Origin of the sequence: Peribacillus sp. TH27 (assembly GCF_016650915.1) — a bacterium.
Lineage (GTDB): Bacteria > Bacillota > Bacilli > Bacillales > DSM-1321 > Peribacillus > Peribacillus butanolivorans.
The window spans coordinates 26318-45036 of sequence record NZ_JAEKEV010000003.1; the positions used below are offsets into that span (position 1 = coordinate 26318).

Consider the following 18719-nt stretch of genomic DNA (forward strand, 5'->3'; position numbering starts at 1 on the left):
ATGTACGACAACTGTGATCATTTCAGCGATTGAATTGGGGTCACGGTCGTAAATAGCCAGCGACATGGATCGTTTTTTGCACCACTAATTAAACTACATAACTTCAAAAGGGAGAAGGTGACATAGATGGGGATAAGGGAAATTGGGAATAAAACAGGCCATGTTGTTTCAATCGTTGAAATCATGCAGTTCATGACACATAACAGTCTTTTTTTATATAAGAAAAAGGGCTCTACGGCCCTCTCTGATAGACTGGCAGCCTATGAGGCAAGGGAAGGTAGTAATCTACACAAGAATGGCGCTGTCTTTGTCTCTCCATCGAAAGCCGACCTCACAGAAGGAAAAGGCTATGTTGTCACCTCATATGAAACGCTTCAGGAGAAACATCAAAAATTGACTCACTGGACACCCAATACCTATCGCGGTGGTGCATACTATGACTTCAAGAGACGACTGATCAAAGGTCACACCCGTGAAAATCTGAAGCAGATCAATGTCATGGGCTTTGATATCGATACGAAGGAAGTAGATTTGTACGCGCTTTATTTGGGCTGTGAGGAGCTGGGGCTGCCTCGTCCAAACCTATTACTGGAAACACCGAGAGGTTTCCAGGTCTTTTACATTTTAGAAACGCCATTTTATATACATAAAAATCAAGATTACAAGTCTCTGAGAGTTGCAGAACGATTGTCCGACAATATTCGTAAAGCCGTTTCCAAGTATGTACCGGTGGACAAGAACTGTGTGCCTTTCGGCTTTTATCGAATCCCAAGGGAAGATAATGTCCTGGATTTCTTTGACGAGCCAGCAAACACTAGAGAACTTCTTGCCTGGTCCAAGCAATTCGAAGAACAGGAAAAAAGGAGCTTCCTTCGGGTGGTTTACGATAAAAACGATTCAGCATTTGACCAAACATCTTCAGATTGGTATCGTGCACTAATCCTTTCGACAGGCATCCAAAAAGGATATCAAAGCGCCAGCCGTAATAATGCCCTGATGACGCTTGCCCTTGCCAATTATTCGAGTGGCCGCCCTTTGGAAGAAGCCTATGATGAACTGGACCAGTTTAATAGCCAATTGGACCATCCTTTGAAGAAAAGTGAGTTCGAGCGCACGTTGAGGAGCGCATATTCCGGTAAATATAAGGGCGTAAAACGCGCCTATGTAGATGGATTGTTGGAACTATGGACAGACGGTCGCGTTCAATTCCAAGGTAAAGAAGGCTGGTATAAATTCAAAAAACCACGCGAAGAGCGTGTCCGTTCCCATTATGATGAAAGGGAAGAGGACATCCTTGCCTATTTGACGGTTCATACGAGCCCTGTAACGCCGTTTTTAGAGGGGTCTTTACCTATGCTTGCCAAAACCTTCGGGATGGCGGTATCAACGCTAAAAGAAGTTTTGAAGCGCTCGACTAAGGTAATCAAGCATTCAGTCGGTCAGGGGAGGGGCGCATACACCCAATTAGCGAGCCGATCGATGATGTTCAGGAGTTTGTTGCAGAAGCGACAGGAACGGATTAAATATGCGCAATTGACATTTTCTGAGCTATTGCCTAAACCTAATGGATTTCCACAAAGGCTGATTTTCCCTTCCTTACAAACAGAATTCCTTACTTATGAGGTGGATATTCTATATAGGTCAGGGGCTTCTCCTCCTGGGAAAAGACAGCTAAAATTAATAAGCCAGTCTGCCATTACATATCTATAGTATCCTCTTCTTTGGTTATATAAGAATGCATGCTTAATTCGTCTCTTTTACTATTGTCAAACATAATATAGATTCATATACGTACATGGTGGGCTACTGATTGTCTTTATTATTTGCGGTTTAAAATGATGCCAAACCGCATCTTATAAAGGACAATACCTTCAACAGGAATGGACGGCAGTTAGACGTCATGCAATCATCCGAATCAATCGGGCGTCTGTCCGGAACTATTAGAGACCTTGAATATTCCATTCAAATTGGTGTGAAACATTTTGCGGAAGTGATGAAACAAAATGTTATTAACCTTGCTTTTCAAAGCTACAATTAGAGTGTGGGAGATATTCTAACGAGGTAGCCACTTAAATATGTGGTTGTTAGGGAAGGGTGGATAGGTTACGAATTATGTGAACTATGTTATGCACTATTACAATGGTGGAATTGGCAGAGTGGTTGTCGTGGGAGACGGTTAGCAATTTTTTGATGTAGAAGAAGCACATAACATGATGAAACAATATCTTGTCGATCCTACATATCTGGCTTTGTTTTATTGCGAATGATCGGTGTACATTCGCAGCTTTCCCGGTTGTAGGCTTTGTATATCCACTATTGAGATTTTAACAATTCCTAAAGATTGGGTAAATCTATCAATTTCTTAACTTTAATAGATTATGATGAAAAAAGTTAGTTGAAAAATGGAAAGTGAATCTTCACATTAGGATTATCTCTATTTGCATCAACATTTGTATTTGCAGAAAGGAACAAATATAAAGACAAAAAGCCTTCCTTTGAATTTGGGCTTATTACCGATATCCAATATTGTGATTGTGATGCAGCGGGTGTACGCTATTACCGGAATTCGATAAGCAAACTGCAGGAAGCAACAGATGAACTCAATCAGCATGATCTTAAGTTCACGGTACAAATGGGCGATATGATCGACAGGAATGTGGACAGTTTTAATACCACTCTTCCTTATTTTAACAAAAATGAAGGTCCCAAATATAATGTGCTTGGCAACCATGATTTCGCAGTACCAACAGACCAAGTGGTTGACATTTTAGGCATGAAGAATCAATATTATGACTTTTTTGAACAAGGCTGGCGTTTTGTCGTGTTAGACACCAATGACCTGAGCCTGTATGCAAATGAACCGGGTTCTGCGAAATATCAACAAGCCGAAAAGATGTATAATCAACTACATGCGTCCGGAGCGAAAAATGCTCAGACCTGGAATGGCGGAGTAGGCTCCGAACAAATGACATGGCTATATAACGTTCTTAAAAAATCGGCTAAAAAGAATGAAAAAGTTGTGGTGATTGGGCATCATCCGGTATATCCTGCCAACGAGCACAATGCATGGAATGACGCTGAAATCATGCGGGAACTGGAGTCTGCGGGCAATGTAGTGGCTTATTTCAACGGGCATAATCATGCAGGCAATTATGGCGAGAAAAACGGAATCAAATATGTGAATTTCCAAGGAATGCTGGATACATCCGATACCAATGCGTACTCTGTAATCCAAGCTTTCAAGGATCGCTTAGAGATTGATGGTTTTGGCCGGGAGCCGGACCGCACAATCAAGGTGAATAGCATCCATGAACACGATCAAGAGCAACAAAATGAAAATGACGAACATTAATAGATAGCATCGTTTACCAGAATAAAACAACCAAAGGGGCGAGCGGAAATCCGTTTGCCTCTTTGGTTTGTTTGTCCTAACAATTTCAAAGTATTTTATTTTCTAGCACTGTTACGCAGAATGTTGATTTTTTTCTAGTCATTGTAGTGTTTTTCATATATTTTACAAGAGGTTTAATAATGTGGAATATAAGTTTTAATATGTATGTTGATATTAAAACAATATATTTGCTAGAAACAGTTTATTCTTCGAAACTATGATACTGGAATAAAAGAAGAACAGTTTTTATGCCCTAAATTTTAAATGTAATAATAGTTTTTTTAACAAGCTTTACAAACAAAGACCGTCGATTTTTGGTCTCTTTTTTTTGATTACAATCAACAACTAAGTTTAATAGAGCTAAAAAGAAAGGCTGGTTATGCAAGGTTCCAAAATCTATTACTACCGAAAGGGGGCTGTATTCAGCTATAAGATACCTGATGATTTGGATGAAGATGTTATATCTCAAACAAAATTCATGCAGTTGACTAGAGAACCTTTTACTATATTAATGCATATAAAAAGATAGGGACACTGGCACTTTTTATATCATTGACATCTGTTAAATAATCATTATAGAGGCGTTCGTTTTTTTTAAAAGAGTAGGTTTAAAGTTTGCCTCTAAGGAAAACACTTCAGTGGTATTCTGTTGATTATAGTAACTGCTTTTTGTTTAGCTGTGGTAGTGTTTTCAAAAACGTATAGTCATAATTGTTATTTTATTAATATAGCAGGTTATTAATTAATAACTCTTATCGAGAGGTGGAAAATATGAGGGCTGATGCTGTTTTTGAAGGTGGTGGAGCCAGGGGAATTGCTTTTGTTGGAGCGATTCAAGCTATGGAAGAGGAAAACGTAGAATGGGAAAGACTGGCTGGAACATCTGCGGGAGCTGTAATAGCTGCTCTTTTAGCGAGCGGTTATAAAAGCTATGAAATTAGAGACCGATTAAGTGAAATTGATTTTTCAAAGCTTCGAGGGAAAACGATTTTAAATCGGATACCTATTTTCGGTACCTTTTTAGAGCTTATGGTTCATCTTGGAATTTACAAAAACGATTATTTGGAAACGTGGATGGATTCACTTCTTTCGAAAAAAGGTATTAAGACATTTGCGGATCTTCCAGATGGAAAGTTGAAGATTATTGCTTCTGATGTTTCGAATGGCCAAATGCTAATTTTGCCAGATGATTTAGATCGCTATAGTATGACTCCTGCTGATTTAAAAGTTTCGACAGCCGTTATGATGAGTGCATCCTTGCCATTTTTCTTCCGTCCGGTTATTTGGAGATCAAAAGACCGTAACAAATCCTACATTTTAGATGGTGGCTTACTTAGTAACTTCCCAATATGGATATTTGATACAACAGAGCAACCTCGTTTTCCAACGTTCGGATTCCATTTTGTTAAAGATGAAGTTAACATAGATGCGGTTATACCAACGCCGATCCATCTTTTCAAAAATATATTTAAAACGATGCTTCAAGCCCATGATTTAAGATATATGAACGAAGAAACGATTGAACGCACGATTCAAATTCCAACTGGCCACATCAATGCGACTGATTTTGAACTGAATGAAGATGAAATTGACTTTCTCTATAAATCAGGCTATAACTCTGCAAAAGAATTTTTGGCAAATTGGGATTTTGAACAATATAAGATCAAACGAATAACAAATAGGAAAGAATAGATAGAGAAAAGAAAACGCTATGGCTTAAAAACTGAGCAAGTGTGGTACAAGCTGAGCTGTTACAACGGCTCATTTTTTTATTGTGCCGAGGCAGGTTAGCATTCTTGTAGAGCGATAATTATAGGCTTTGAAAAATATAGAGCCCCCTTCTGCATCGAAAACGTTGTAAATTGGCCAGTATGTTTACATCTCGTTTTTTCATCAGTCCCAACACCTCGAATATAGCATCCACAATCTCAGTATCATCATCACTTTCATATTCTTTGGTGATCTTGTAAAATGAGATCTTTTTCAGTCCAAGTAACCTCAGTTCCCTTCTTTGATATATCTATAGACTCCATAGTCTTTTTGATCATTAAATAAAAACCTGTCATATAAATGACAGGTTAATTCCTAAATTGGAAATATTTTTAGATGTGGCGATTCATTTCCTGAATCGTTCGCCTACCCATGAAACAAATAGCCAAATACAATGCTCGAGTCTTTTTATGAAGGAGTGTAAGATAGACTGGCGCTAAACGAGAGCTGTGTAATATCAGCTGCTGAGGGATCAGTCGATGCAAGCGTCCTTACACGAATACCAATACGATCACCCGCTGCGACTGTTAATGATCCGAGATTTATATTGGTTGCTGTACGGAAAGTACCGGCAGTAATAATATTATTAGGAAATCCAAATCTAAGCGAGCTAGTCAGCGGAGTTGTCACGTAAGGTGAAGAAAGATGATCAATCCCATTATTAGGAACTGAAGGTGCGACGAAAACTGTAAAATCATATTGAAGACCTAGAGTATTTATAGAAACCACTGAAGCAACCAATAAATCTGCGCTTATTTGTAAATTTTGAACGGTTCCCGCAAAGGGAATTGGGAAAGCAAAACCACCTGCTTCTGGTGGCATAGTTGATTGTCCAGAACCGTCAATAACTTCAACCGTGTGATTACCGAAGCCCATTAAAATTGGAGCAGCTGATACTACTGTAGCACCACTGAGGATAATACCCGTTGAAAATGGAATTAATCCTCCAGATCCTCCAGATCCTTGAGGTCCCTGATTGCCTTGAGCACCAGTAGCACCTTGTGGCCCCTGGAATCCTTGAGGTCCTTGATTGCCTTGAGCACCAGTAGCACCTTGAGGTCCTTGTTCGCCTTGAGCACCAGTAGCACCTTGTGGCCCCTGGAATCCTTGAGGTCCTTGTTCGCCTTGAGCACCAGTAGCACCTTGTGGTCCTTGGAACCCTTGAGGTCCTTGTTCACCTTGAGCACCAGTATCACCTTGTGGTCCTTGGAATCCTTGAGGTCCTTGTTCACCTTGAGCACCAGTAGCACCTTGTGGCCCCTGGAATCCTTGAGGTCCTTGTTCGCCTTGAGCACCAGTAGCACCTTGTGGCCCCTGGAATCCTTGAGGTCCTTGTTCGCCTTGAGCACCAGTAGCACCTTGTGGCCCCTGGAATCCTTGCGGCCCTTGTTCGCCTTGAGCACCAGTAGCACCTTGTGGTCCTTGGAATCCCTGCGGCCCTTGTTCGCCTTGAGCACCAGTAGCACCTTGTGGCCCCTGGAATCCTTGAGGTCCTTGTTCGCCTTGAGCACCAGTAGCGCCTTGAGGTCCTTGAACACCTTGTGGTCCTCCAGAGGGTCCTTGAGGTCCTTGAGTCCCTTGAGTCCCTTGAGTCCCTTGAGTTCCTTGGGTTCCTTGGGTTCCTTGAGGTCCTTGAGTCCCTTGAGTTCCTTGGGTTCCTTGGGTTCCTTGAGTTCCTTGAGTTCCTTGAGTCCCTTGAGTCCCTTGAGTCCCTTGAGTCCCTTGAGTTCCTTGGGTTCCTTGAGGTCCTTGAGTTCCTTGGGTTCCTTGGGTTCCTTGGGTTCCTTGGGCTCCTTGGGTTCCTTGGGTTCCTTGGGTTCCTTGAGTTCCTTGAGTTCCTTGAGTTCCTTGGGTTCCTTGAGGCCCTTGAGTTCCTTGAGTTCCTTGGGTTCCTTGAGGCCCTTGAGTTCCTTGAGGTCCTTGATTACCTTGATTGCCATTAGTAGGTACGTTTACATTCACTTTAACGTTTTGCTCTACCCTTTGTTCTTGTTTAGATGAGCATCTGCATTGACTATGTCCGCAATCCCTACATTTTTTATGGGCGCATTTACATTGACTATGTCCGCAATCCTTACATTTTTTATGGCCGCATATACATTGACTATGTCCACAATCCTTACATTTTTTTTGATCGCACTTGCATTTACCGTGTCCACATTTTGAGCATTTTTTATCCTTACTCAATTCCTCACCACCTTTCCATTAATTACATAATATGGAACTACAATTAAAGTTGATTGGATTAAATTGGTTAAGTTGATTAAATTTGACGAATAACTATTATGTAGGTGACTAGCGCCATTGTTCTAGGAAGTCTATGATTATGCTAAAAACGTCCAGAGTCCCTATTTATTCCCGTCCGTTCAGGAAGGGAGAATACCCCATTCTATCTACTCAGGCCTATGGGCAGCTAAATAAGGCCGCAGAGTTCACTGGCGTGGAACATGCCGGCAACCATACTTTACAAAAAACGTTTGACTATTGGTTTTACAAGGCCTACGAAGGATGGAGATGCTGCAACAGATCCTTCAGCATTCCCATCCTTCTGTCACACTTCTTTATATTGGCATTATGGAAATCTATTAATAGATCGACATATCCACCGTTCCAAAATCAGCGATAGTTTATCCCTGGTAAATAAACAGGGCGCAATTATATACATTGTTTAAAAACTACGTTTTGCGAACCAAATGATGTTGGTTGATCTCCTAAAGCAAAGGTGTAATAAAACGGACCAATCCCTCGGCAAATTACACCTTTAGTTTATCCTGGCTAAATCGATAAAAACTGAGGTATGTAGTTAGAAAGAGCATAAGGAAAAACTGCCCCCAACTATGTTGTGGAACTAGGCAAAGCCTAGTGTTTAATGGGTGGAATTAAATTCTTTTAGTTGATGACCTGGGGCATCTAATTTTATCAAGTGGGTTTACATAGGGCAGATGTGCAGGGGAAAATAATCTTAAAGTAGAAGAACATCTCTCAAAATAAAAAAGACTTGATTTTCAAGTCTTTTTTATTTTCCCAGATTTTATTTCTTCTAATTATTTAACACATAAATGGAATGATAGTAACAAACGGTAAACCACCTACTTAAAATATAGAAGGTTTTACTTGGGGACCGTCAGCAAAACGCGAACTTACAACGTTAATGGGATCTGGATACAAAAATAGCCGATTTTCACCACGTTAAGGATGTAATCGGCTTTAGAACTATTCTTGATTTAAAGACCGCAATGATTCTAAGTTGGTAACTCCTTTTGGATCGAAGCGATACTCTCCAAGGAAGTTGATATGTTCCCATCCTAATGGAGATATTTGCTTTAATAAATCCTCCCGTAACATTCCTTTACTTTGAAGTAATTCGGTAGGTTTGCCTAAATAAATTGTATTCCATACACTAATTGCATTAATCAAGATATTTAAAGCACTTGATTTGAGAAATCGGTTTTTTATTATTCATAAAAACTGCCTTAAATGCTTAGACTTAGCAAGTGTAAATCTGCCCAAATAAATGATATGAATAAAATTACTTGACACATTTCTTCTACTTCGTAATACTATATAGTAGTACTAAGTAATAATAAGTAGTTTGTAAGGAGGATATATGAAACATCTAACGGAAATGCTTAAGGGAGTTCTTGAAGGTGTGGTGCTCCAAAAGATTCAAACAGGAGAAACCGGGAACCTACATGTACAGCTGCTGGATGGGAATGATCCAATGATCCGCGGTGTAATCATTTTGAAAGAAGCATAGGAGGAAGTAAAAGCTAGCTCCATAAAGAAAATCGGCTGTATCCAATGGGGATAGCTGGTTTTAAAAATATTTAGAAAATCCAGTGTGACCTACTACGTGTTATGATATACCTGTAGTAGGTCACACTGGATACCGACACCACTGAATAGCGAGGTTGCAAAAATATTTTTAAGAAAAATAGTTGACACCTCCGCTACTCGGTGTTACAGTGTACATGTAATAAGCAATACTGAATAGCATGATTTCCAAAAAGCTATTCAGTAAAAATTTCCCTTAGTACTAAGTTATACTGAATATAAGTCAGACAAAATAGAGGAGGCTCTGAACATGGAAAATTTAACTGAAATGCTGAAGGGTTCTCTGGAAGGCTGCGTGCTGGAAATCATCAGCCGCCATGAAACCTACGGCTACGAGATTACCCGACGCCTGAACGAGCTTGGGTTTACTGAAGTCGTGGAAGGGACGGTCTACACCATCCTCGTGCGATTAGAAAAGAAAAAACTGGTAACCATGAAAAAGAAACCGTCAGATATGGGGCCGCCCCGCAAGTTTTACTCACTTAATGAGGCTGGCCGCCAGGAACTTGAATTATTTTGGGAAAAATGGGATTTTCTATCATCAAAAATCAACGTCTTGAAGTCAATCTAGCTTCATAAGATATTCCGTACGATATTTTTGGAGTGTTTTGTTCAGCTTTATAAAAAAGGAGGAAAATAACATGATGGAAATGTTCAAAAAAATGATTGGTGATAAAAAAGAATACAAGATGATGATGGCACGGGTTGAAGCCCTGCCAGAGGACTACCAGTTTGTATTTAAGAAAATTCAAAACTACATGTGGAATTTCTCAGCGGGCAGCGGGATGGATATGCTGCACATTCAGTATGAATTAATCGAGTTGTTCGAAGCGGGTGCGGCGGAAGGCAGACAAGTGCTGGAAATCACTGGGGACGACGTGGCGTCCTTTGCCGACGAACTAGTGGCAAACGCTAAAACCTATGCCGCCAAGTATCGTGAAGATTTGAATCAGAGTATCATGAAGCGATTGGGAAAAAATAAATTCAATAGATAATACCGACTGAATAGCTGGTTACAAATGTGAATTGCCACCTTCGCTATTCAGTCATATTTTCAACCCGGTAATAAGTTATACAGATTATCAGTCAGACTATATAGAAGAGTATAGGCAATCTAGCTCCGCAAGGCGCTTTTTATAAGGAGGAAAAATAACATGATGGAAATGTTCAAAAAAATGATTGGTGATAAAAAAGAATACAAGATGATGATGGCACGGGTTGAAGCCCTGCCAGAGGACTACCAGTTTGTATTTAAGAAAATTCAAAACTACATGTGGAATTTCTCAGCGGGCAGCGGGATGGATATGCTGCACATTCAGTATGAATTAATCGAGTTATTCGAAGCCGGTGCGGCGGAAGGCAGACAAGTGCTGGAAATCACTGGGGACGACGTGGCGTCCTTTGCCGACGAACTAGTGGCAAACGCTAAAACCTATGTCGCCAAGTATCGTGAAGATTTGAATCAGAGTATCATGAAGCGATTGGGAAAAAATAAATTCAATAGATAATACCGACTGAATAGCTGGTTACAAATGTGAATTGCCACCTTCGCTATTCAGTTATATTTTCAACCCGGTAATAAGTTATACAGATTATCAGTCAGACTATATAGAAGAGTATAGGCAATCTAGCTCCGCAAGGCGCTTTTTATAAGGAGGAAAAAAGTATGAGCAATGCAGCGATTTCTGTAAAAGGGTTAAAAAAATCCTTTAAAGACAATGAAGTCTTAAAGGGGGTGGATTTTGAGGTGCGGCGTGGCGAAATTTTCGCACTGCTGGGCTCAAATGGAGCGGGCAAGACGACGACGGTCAACATCCTCTCGACTCTGATGAAGGCCGATGGCGGCGAAGTAGGTATTTGCGGCTTTGACGTCCAGCGTCAACCGGATCATGTTCGCCAGAGCATCAGCCTGACAGGGCAGTTCGCAGCTTTAGACGGCATGCTCACAGGGCGGGAAAACCTGATGATGATCGCCAAGTTGCGGGGAGTTTCCAATCCCGCTCAAGTCGCCGACAATCTGCTTGCAAGATTCAGCCTGACCGATGCGGCCAACCGCCGGGCGGACAAATATTCCGGCGGGATGAAGCGCCGGCTTGACATCGCCATGAGCCTGATCGGGACGCCAGCAGTCATTTTTCTCGACGAACCGACGACAGGGCTTGACCCCGAAGCACGGATTGAAGTCTGGGATACCGTCAAGGAGCTTGCCGGCGGCGGCACGACCATCTTGCTGACGACCCAGTACCTGGAGGAAGCCGAACAACTGGCGGACCGTATCGCCATCTTGCACGGCGGAAAAATCATCACGACCGGTACCCTTACCGAACTCAAGGAGATGTTCCCGCCAGCGAAAGTGGAGTACATCGAGAAGCAGCCGACATTGGAGGAAATTTTCCTCGCGATCATCGGCAAAAAGGAGGAGATGTAAATGAAAAGCAAAACAGGGGTATTACTAGGGCGTTTAATGCGCAACATCATGCGCAGCCCGGATACGATTATCACGGTGGCGATTACGCCGATTATGATGCTGCTGCTGTTTGTCTACGTATTTGGCGGCGCCATAGAGACAGGCACGGACAACTACGTCAATTATTTATTGCCGGGAATCTTGCTGATGGCTATCGCATCCGGCGTCGCTTACACTTCCGTGCGGCTGTTTACGGATGTAAAGAGCGGGCTGATGGCGCGTTTCATTACCATGCCCATCAAGCGCTCGTCGGTATTGTGGGCTCACGTGTTGACCTCGCTTGTTTCCAATGCGCTTACTGTCGTGGTGGTTATCCTCGTCGCGCTCTTGATGGGCTTCCGTTCCAGCGCTGATATCCTGGATTGGCTCGCGGTAGCTGGGATACTCGGGCTGTTTACGCTGGCGCTGACATGGCTGGCGATCATTCCCGGATTGACAGCGGGGTCTATGGAAGGGGCGACAGCCTACTCGTACCCGCTGATTTTCCTGCCGTTTATAAGCTCAGCGTTTGTACCAACCGAGTCGATGCCTTCGGTAGTTCGCGCCTTTGCCGAAAATCAACCTGTAACCTCGATAGTGGAATCCATTCGTGCGTTGTTGTCAAATCAGCCAGTGGGTAATGATATATGGATTGCTCTTGCCTGGTGCTTTGGGATTATGATAGTGGCTTATATCTTTGCAATGAGGGCGTATAAAAAGCGGGTATGAAGAATATGACGGAAAATATAAAATTAGCAGAGGTACAGCTACAGAGAGGGAAAATTGTAAAATTTTTCACTAAAACCAACGGGGGCGTTAGCTTAATAAGCCAAATTAAAAAATCGGTTCCTAAACATAAAAGGAATCGATTTTTTTCTATGCTGTAATTTGCTTAGCGTTGTAAATCCGCGTTTTGCTGGCGGTACCCCTATTAGGATATTTATGCCCGGCAAATCCAAATGTTCCAACATAGATTCTACTCTACCTCCTGCGTTTAAGAGCAAAAGACGTTTAAATGGTTTGGAATCCTCTTCACAGTTCTTCTTTCTACTTCTTCATTTATTGCAACACATTTACCCTAATTTTAATTCTTAAGTCAGCATCAGCGAATACCCCTGGTTCGCTCGGCGAAACCTCGACCAAATTTATGGATTGGCCTTGTCGGATATAAAAAAGGCAGCCTTGACTATGAAAGCGTTGGCCAACAAAATGTTCGCTCAATTAATGGCCAAGAATTACAAGGGAAGAATGTAGCAGAGAACGTAGCAGTAACGCCAACGAATCAAAGACAAACGATTCAACAAGTTATCGTTAACAGCTTAAATAATCATCCAAATGGTAACAAGAAAAACGAGCAAATCTTAGCAAAAATGAAATTTAAAGAAGCGTTAGATCCTCCTGAAAACTTAGATGCTACAAGTAATGTGCGATTAAATCCTGAGAATAAGTCGATCAATCATGAAACAAGTGGGGGTAGCACTAGCGATCATTCCAGACAAGAGAATATTCCATCTGGAAGTAATGCTACTCACTCCTTACAACAAGATGCCTTACAAAATGTTCAACCGAAATCTATGAATAGTTATCCAAATCAAGAAGATGTTGTTCAAAATATTAAGCCCAATAAAGTGAACAATAATCCATAAAGACAAGAAATAGAACAAGATATAAAATCTGCTCCACAGTCTAATCACAAAGGGAAACAATCCATTGTTCGAGATGTTCAGTCAGGAAACAGCCAGGTAGTTCCGAATCATCAAACGGTGATTCTGGACATTCAAAAAGGTTCAAATGGTTCCGAGTAAACAACGTGTGATTCAAGAAATAGAGAAGGCAAATGTGGCTACACCGCAACAAATACAACAAAATGTACAGAAAATTCTTACAAACGCTAGACTGCCACATGAAGCGCGTCAGACTGTTCAAAGAGTCATGGATGATGTTCATAAGCAAAGGGGTATTGCTCCCGAAACAGTCAAAACAAAAGTGATCCAGGAATTAGAAAAGGTTTCTTTCGGAGCAAAAGAGCCTATTAAACAATTAATTTTACAAGATGCCCAAAAAGCATTTACTGCTACACCGGAACAAGTACAACAAAATATAAAACAAATAGTAGAAACAACAAATGATGTAAAAACAGCAACTACATTGCAACCGAAACGAGAAGAGAAATCTGGATATTTCGGTACATTATTCGGTGAAAAAGTAAATGAATATGAAAGTAAAAGTACAGAAAGAAAGGATACTAGATTCGGTTTTATAAAAATCTATAAGATCCAAAAGTTGAGTGGAATTGTTGACTATATCTCTATAGATATTCCTATTTTAGACTATATCTTTAGAGATATTTAACTATATCTCTAGTATATCTACGCTATATCTAGACTATATCTTTCGATTGAAAAGTGACCCTAAAATGATATCACTAAAAAAGTACCTTGAACCCAATAGGCACAGCCTATTTAGCACCTTCCAAAATGGAAGTGATATCGGGTTCCCTTATGCTCTTTCCTAAAAAAGAGGTATTGAAAGAATGAGGTGACCAAGTGAACATCAACTAGCCGATATTCATTAACCATAAACAGAAAATAATTGAAGAATGGAAGGGATATTTAATAAGTGAGTACATTGGAAATTAGTTTTACGCAAACAAATATAGACATCATGGATGATCTAATTAAAAACAAGCGGGCATTAATAATTATGCTGATGCTGTTAGATTTGCAATTTTATCATTAGAGGATGATTCGAATTCTGTTAGTAATATAAAAATGAAAAAAAATAAATGCTATGTCCAAAAACATAGATATTCTTACTGAAATGGTTGCAGGAGGATTTCATGAAGCAGATGTGAAGGCAATCGGTAGGGCTGAAGACACTTATATTTATGCTGATTCTAAAAAGAATGTAGCAAACAATATACAACGATCTACCACGATTAAATCAAAGAAGGATAATTCCAAAAGTAATTTTTCTCGACTATGAACGGTGGATTTGAGTTAACTAAAGGGTATCTTTCTTATAAAAACTATATAAAAAATATCTAGCAGCAAACAAAACTGGAATGATCAAAATCGTACATTACAAAGACAAGAATTTTAAAGGGAACACAAAAACGACATATAGTGAATGGTGAAATCATGAAAAAATATTGGGTTTTTAAGATTTTAATAATTGTTTTACTTATGACTGCTTTATCAATTTTTTATCTTAAAGCTTTTTCGAAAACAGGATTCGTATTTTTAGTAGTAGCAGGTATAATCGTAGCTGTTTTAAATTTTCTAAACAACAAAGCGTATAAAAAAGAGGCTGATTTTTGTTTAAATCTCTCGGCTTATTCAGTCAAAGACTATTGGATTTTTCCATAGTCTTTTTTTTGCGGTTAACCGTTTTGTGTTTAGGGGGGGCAGGTAGCTAGTTAACCGTTGATATATTTAACTGCGGGGAAAGCCTTAAGATGGCAAAAAATCTCTGTATGGTGTCTGTCTACGGTACCGGACCGTAGGGAGGATAAGGAGTGGACAGACGCACTCTGCCACCCCCTATGATAGTAGTCTTGCCGTATACCGCTACGTACAGTGCGGTTGTACAGACCCTAGGGTGGGTCATATGAAGGTGCTAGCATTAGGAGGTTTGTGGATATGGTGGAATTTTTTCGAATCTGTACGAGGCCTCATAGAGTGCCCTATAGCCATAAAGAAAAGTTTCTGTAGATGGGTTAGACCTCCGCGTCACCACGAATGCATAAGAAAAACAGACATATACCTATGTCTGTTTTTCTTAAAATATATTTAACTCTTTAACACTTTTTTTAACATCTTATCCATGATTCCATCAGACGAATATCCTTGAAGGATTTCTTCAACTTTAGCTGAACCTTACTTATAGGCTATAAGTAAGGTTCACTTAAAGGATATGTTCAAGATGAGTGAAGGGAATTCACACCAGTATGGAGAATATGTGAAATAACAGTCATAACAGTGTGAAGGGAGTGTGAATAATGAAAATAAAAGAGGTATTAGACGAGCTATCCATGAAAGGAAATACAGTAGCCAAGATTGCAAAAAACAAGGCAAATATTGGAGAGGAAAAATTAAAGGAAGCATTGCATAATACAGGGTATGAGTATCATAACAAAAATCCTAAAGTCTGGTTTTATGCAGGTGAAGGAGAACAACCCCTTTATCAATCAGTGTTTGAGTTTATTAACGTACAGACTAGTTTACCCGTTGTGAAACAGGATTCACCTAGAAAACCACAAGTTAATTCACTCGATGTGAAAAGCGTAAGAAATGAAGGTGAACATAATGTTCACACGGGTTTCACACCAGAAGAAGTAGCAATATTGAGGGACCTGATAAGGATATATGTTCTTGATGAACAGCATAAGGAGAACCAGGGAGATAGAGACGATTTATATCAGAGGGTAATCACTTTAGAAAAAAAGGGTGACAAAGTAAGGAAAACCATAGTCATAAATCGAGAAGTTGGGTCTTTACTAGATAAGTTCGCAGACCAACAGAAGTTTAATAAGAGTGATCTCATAGAGATAGCAATATTGGATTTAATTAAGAAATATCAGTGAAGCATAATAAGAAGCTACAGGAGCCCCTATATAAGAGTATTTTAAATTGAAGGGTTACTATTAGGGGTCAAGGCCCCCCTAACAGTTTTTCATTCCCGTATAAACGAGGACCGCATCTCTTAAGAATTTAGCTGTTCCAGGCTGTTTAGCGTCATAGTATGAAGTGAATCTTTCATCGTCTACATATAACTGAGCAACTCCTGCATGTGCTTCTTTCGTATAGCTATCCCAATAAAAGCTTAACCACTGACGATGTAAATCAGCGCCTTTTTGAGCTAATTCTCCAGCAGGATCACCAGTTTTAAATGCAGCATGAAGTGTTTCAAGCACCTCTGTCTCAAGTTTTGTAACCTTTTCATATTGTTTTTGAGACATACCTTTTACTTTTTGATTAGCCTTGTTAACCGCGTCATTCCCGTATTTCTCACGAGCTTCCTTGCCATACTTCATTTCATTGTCATCAACTAACTTCTGCTTAAACCCATCAAACTTTTCTTTATTAGACATTGTAATTCTCCCTTCTGTTAACGAAATGGTTTTATCAACATTTGAAATCAGTAAATCCAATTGATCTCTTTTTTCAAGAAGCTTCTGGCGATGTTCTCTCAGTGCTTTCTCTCTATCAAAAGAGGGTGCGGTAACTATATCTTTAATGCTTTCTAAGCTAACACCTAGCTCTCGGTAAAAAAGTATCTGTTGTAGCTTATCAACTTCATCTTGACCATATATGCGATATCCTGACGAGTTAATTCTTGCTGGTTTAAGAATCCCAATTTCATCATAATATCTCAAAGTCCGAGTACTAATACCGGCTATCAACCCTAGTTTTTGCACTGTATACTCCATTGTCGTTACCTCCTGACAAAATAACTATAAACCTTTACGTTGCGTCAAGGTCAATAGTTATTTGAAATATTTTTATAGTAGATAAACGGCCTGTAGAACCCCCACAAAGTGCGTATCTGCATCTTTGAGACTCACGATTCTGTCTTTTACCGTGTAATCTGTGGTTGGTGCGACTTTGGTTTTAAGATGTTATAGGAAGACGGAAGCTGAATTTATTTATGACTTTTAGTTTACCTCGGAAGGTTAATAATGTGGTTGCCTGAAAAAGTTATTATCAAAACGTCACTTGATTATGTAAAAGAGCAAGGCTGCAAGGTTGATGATATAGGTGGGTTCTCTATTTTCGCAATTAAAACCATTCATAGTTTCTCTTCATTCAAAATTCATATATTAAGCCTGGGTGTTTTTTGATGGTCAATGTTTTCCCATTGCCGAAATTTATTAAATTTTAATAGATGCTAGCCCGTACAATGTCTTACATTTTTGAATTATATATGGGGAGGTTATAAATTTGTAATCTAGCAAGGAAAAAAGGTAAGAAAGAATTATGTATCTTTTTTCATGAAAGGAGAGAATTTGTGGACACGCAATACTTAAATCAATGCATACAAAATATACAAGTTCAAAATGTGGATAATGCAGACGTGGAGGTAGTCAATAACTCGCCATTGGTGATGATTGGTAAAGGACGTCAGGGAGCGGTTTTTCAACTTTCTGACGACATTTGTGTGAAATTGTTTGGTAATACTGAAGACTGTGAACGAGAATACTATGCTCTTTCCCTTGGGCAACACACAACACTATTTCCAAAAGTCTATGCGAATGGACCGCTTTATATAGCGATGGAAATCATTAAAGGGGTCGATGTACGTGAATACTTGCAATCGCAGCCACTAACTATAGAACTTTCCACTAAATTGATTGAGATGCTAATCACGTTTAAAGAAATAGGTTTTGAGCGAATTGACCATCATAAGAGGCAAATTTACCTGCTACAGGATGGCAGTCTTAAAGTAATTGATGTTGCCAGGACTGTTTGGCGTGATCGAGTCTATCCCTATCCCCGTAAATTATTGACTTCCCTAGGTGAAGAAAATAAGGAATTGTTTTTATCCCATGTGCAAGAACTAGCCCCCGAGTTGTATGGAGAATGGATGCACTATATCCGAATGGAAGAGATATCCCGTGAAGTGTACCAAGTACTCATGTCAGAACCGAAAAATACCAATGCTGTCAAAACTCTAAATAAAAGGTTGTTGACAACAAAAGATGAGAATAATTATGTTGTTCAACTAGAAGGCTTAGTACACAAAGTATTTAAAGAAGAATGGGTTAAAACGATGCTCGCACGGGGGGTTGATCCAGATACGGTAATGGGAAAAATCGACGAGTATTGGGACTACCATGAACAGGCATGGGAAAGTGTACTTGAAAAGGGAGGGCATAGTGAAAAGGACAAACAAAAAAAAGGGACAAAAAACGAGATAAGTACAAAAAGCAAAAAAACGGAAATGTTAAATAAGTATTGGGACTTTCTTGAAAAGGGAAGACATAGTGAGAAAGATAAAAATCGAGGCAAAGACAAAGATAAAGACAAACAACAAAACATGACAAAAAACGAGCAAAATCAGACAACAAAAGAGGACAAGAACCGAGATAAAGACAAACAACAAAACATGACAAAAAACGAGCAAAATCAGACAACAAATAAGGATAAGAACAGAGATAAATCAAACAACAAAAAAGGACAAAAACGAGATAAAACAAAATAGCCTCGTCATAAATAAGCGTGACAACCCCGATGATGCTTACAATAAATAAAGAAAAGTTCTATTTCTAAAGCTAAG

The 18719-nt window shown here is 39.8% G+C and carries 17 protein-coding genes and 2 pseudogenes; 15 read left to right on the plus strand and 4 right to left on the minus strand.

What is annotated here, in order from left to right:
* The first annotated feature begins 126 nt into the window (after nucleotides 1-126).
* From JFU24_RS29075 to JFU24_RS29090, 4 genes are all read left to right on the plus strand, one after another.
* Complete coding sequence (locus JFU24_RS29075) at nucleotides 127-1710, plus strand: primase C-terminal domain-containing protein (RefSeq protein ID WP_201251006.1); 1584 nt, start codon at nucleotides 127-129, stop codon at nucleotides 1708-1710.
* A gap of 145 nt (nucleotides 1711-1855) precedes the next feature.
* A complete protein-coding gene (locus tag JFU24_RS29080; RefSeq protein WP_446728250.1) occupies nucleotides 1856-2038 on the plus strand; it encodes a lysozyme family protein in 183 nt (60 codons plus the stop codon).
* Between the two features lie 471 nt (nucleotides 2039-2509).
* On the plus strand, nucleotides 2510-3352 hold the full coding sequence (locus tag JFU24_RS29085; protein ID WP_342214763.1) for a metallophosphoesterase: 843 nt from the start codon (nucleotides 2510-2512) through the stop codon (nucleotides 3350-3352).
* Between the two features lie 810 nt (nucleotides 3353-4162).
* Complete coding sequence (locus JFU24_RS29090; protein ID WP_201184409.1) at nucleotides 4163-5083, plus strand: patatin-like phospholipase family protein; 921 nt, start codon at nucleotides 4163-4165, stop codon at nucleotides 5081-5083.
* A 486-nt stretch (nucleotides 5084-5569) separates the two neighbouring features.
* On the opposite strand, the gene JFU24_RS30505 is transcribed toward JFU24_RS29090, so the two are convergent.
* From JFU24_RS30505 to JFU24_RS29100, 3 genes and pseudogenes are all read right to left on the minus strand, one after another.
* A complete protein-coding gene (locus JFU24_RS30505) occupies nucleotides 5570-6037 on the minus strand; it encodes a hypothetical protein (RefSeq protein ID WP_242485529.1) in 468 nt (155 codons plus the stop codon).
* Between the two features lie 66 nt (nucleotides 6038-6103).
* Nucleotides 6104-6802, minus strand: a pseudogene (locus tag JFU24_RS30510) (Gly-Xaa-Xaa repeat protein); the annotation flags it as partial.
* Between the two features lie 1572 nt (nucleotides 6803-8374).
* Nucleotides 8375-8617, minus strand: a pseudogene (locus JFU24_RS29100) (Tn3 family transposase); the annotation flags it as partial.
* Nucleotides 8618-8768: 151 nt separating this feature from the next.
* Here JFU24_RS29100 and JFU24_RS29105 point away from each other — a divergent pair.
* The 10 genes from JFU24_RS29105 to JFU24_RS29150 all read left to right on the plus strand — a co-directional run bounded on the left by JFU24_RS29105 (nucleotide 8769) and on the right by JFU24_RS29150 (nucleotide 16026).
* Nucleotides 8769-8918, plus strand: a complete 150-nt coding sequence (locus JFU24_RS29105) for a hypothetical protein (RefSeq protein ID WP_201251009.1) — start codon at nucleotides 8769-8771, stop codon at nucleotides 8916-8918.
* A gap of 327 nt (nucleotides 8919-9245) precedes the next feature.
* Nucleotides 9246-9566 (plus strand): PadR family transcriptional regulator, encoded by a 321-nt coding sequence (locus JFU24_RS29110; protein ID WP_098174449.1) that lies wholly within the window; start codon nucleotides 9246-9248, stop codon nucleotides 9564-9566.
* A gap of 70 nt (nucleotides 9567-9636) precedes the next feature.
* Nucleotides 9637-9990 carry a DUF1048 domain-containing protein gene (locus JFU24_RS29115; RefSeq protein ID WP_201225752.1) on the plus strand — a complete coding sequence of 118 codons (354 nt, stop codon included), beginning with the start codon at nucleotides 9637-9639 and terminating at the stop codon, nucleotides 9988-9990.
* Between the two features lie 159 nt (nucleotides 9991-10149).
* Nucleotides 10150-10503 carry a DUF1048 domain-containing protein gene (locus tag JFU24_RS29120; protein WP_057219647.1) on the plus strand — a complete coding sequence of 118 codons (354 nt, stop codon included), beginning with the start codon at nucleotides 10150-10152 and terminating at the stop codon, nucleotides 10501-10503.
* Between the two features lie 158 nt (nucleotides 10504-10661).
* Entirely contained in the window at nucleotides 10662-11423 is a 762-nt protein-coding gene (locus tag JFU24_RS29125) for an ABC transporter ATP-binding protein (protein ID WP_057219648.1), read from the plus strand.
* On the plus strand, nucleotides 11424-12170 hold the full coding sequence (locus JFU24_RS29130; RefSeq protein WP_201251010.1) for an ABC transporter permease: 747 nt from the start codon (nucleotides 11424-11426) through the stop codon (nucleotides 12168-12170). It abuts the gene before it with no gap.
* A gap of 641 nt (nucleotides 12171-12811) precedes the next feature.
* Nucleotides 12812-13087 (plus strand): hypothetical protein, encoded by a 276-nt coding sequence (locus JFU24_RS29135; RefSeq protein WP_201251011.1) that lies wholly within the window; start codon nucleotides 12812-12814, stop codon nucleotides 13085-13087.
* A 193-nt stretch (nucleotides 13088-13280) separates the two neighbouring features.
* Entirely contained in the window at nucleotides 13281-13793 is a 513-nt protein-coding gene (locus JFU24_RS29140) for a hypothetical protein (RefSeq protein ID WP_201251012.1), read from the plus strand.
* A gap of 788 nt (nucleotides 13794-14581) precedes the next feature.
* On the plus strand, nucleotides 14582-14809 hold the full coding sequence (locus JFU24_RS29145) for a hypothetical protein (protein WP_201251013.1): 228 nt from the start codon (nucleotides 14582-14584) through the stop codon (nucleotides 14807-14809).
* A 632-nt stretch (nucleotides 14810-15441) separates the two neighbouring features.
* Entirely contained in the window at nucleotides 15442-16026 is a 585-nt protein-coding gene (locus JFU24_RS29150; RefSeq protein WP_201251014.1) for a hypothetical protein, read from the plus strand.
* A 78-nt stretch (nucleotides 16027-16104) separates the two neighbouring features.
* Here the strand turns inward: JFU24_RS29150 and JFU24_RS29155 are convergent, their stop codons facing one another.
* Nucleotides 16105-16872 (minus strand): MerR family transcriptional regulator, encoded by a 768-nt coding sequence (locus JFU24_RS29155; protein ID WP_201251015.1) that lies wholly within the window; start codon nucleotides 16870-16872, stop codon nucleotides 16105-16107.
* A gap of 578 nt (nucleotides 16873-17450) precedes the next feature.
* On the opposite strand from JFU24_RS29155, the gene JFU24_RS29160 reads away from it, so the two are divergent.
* A complete protein-coding gene (locus tag JFU24_RS29160; protein WP_242485520.1) occupies nucleotides 17451-18644 on the plus strand; it encodes a hypothetical protein in 1194 nt (397 codons plus the stop codon).
* Nucleotides 18645-18719: the final 75 nt, after the last annotated feature.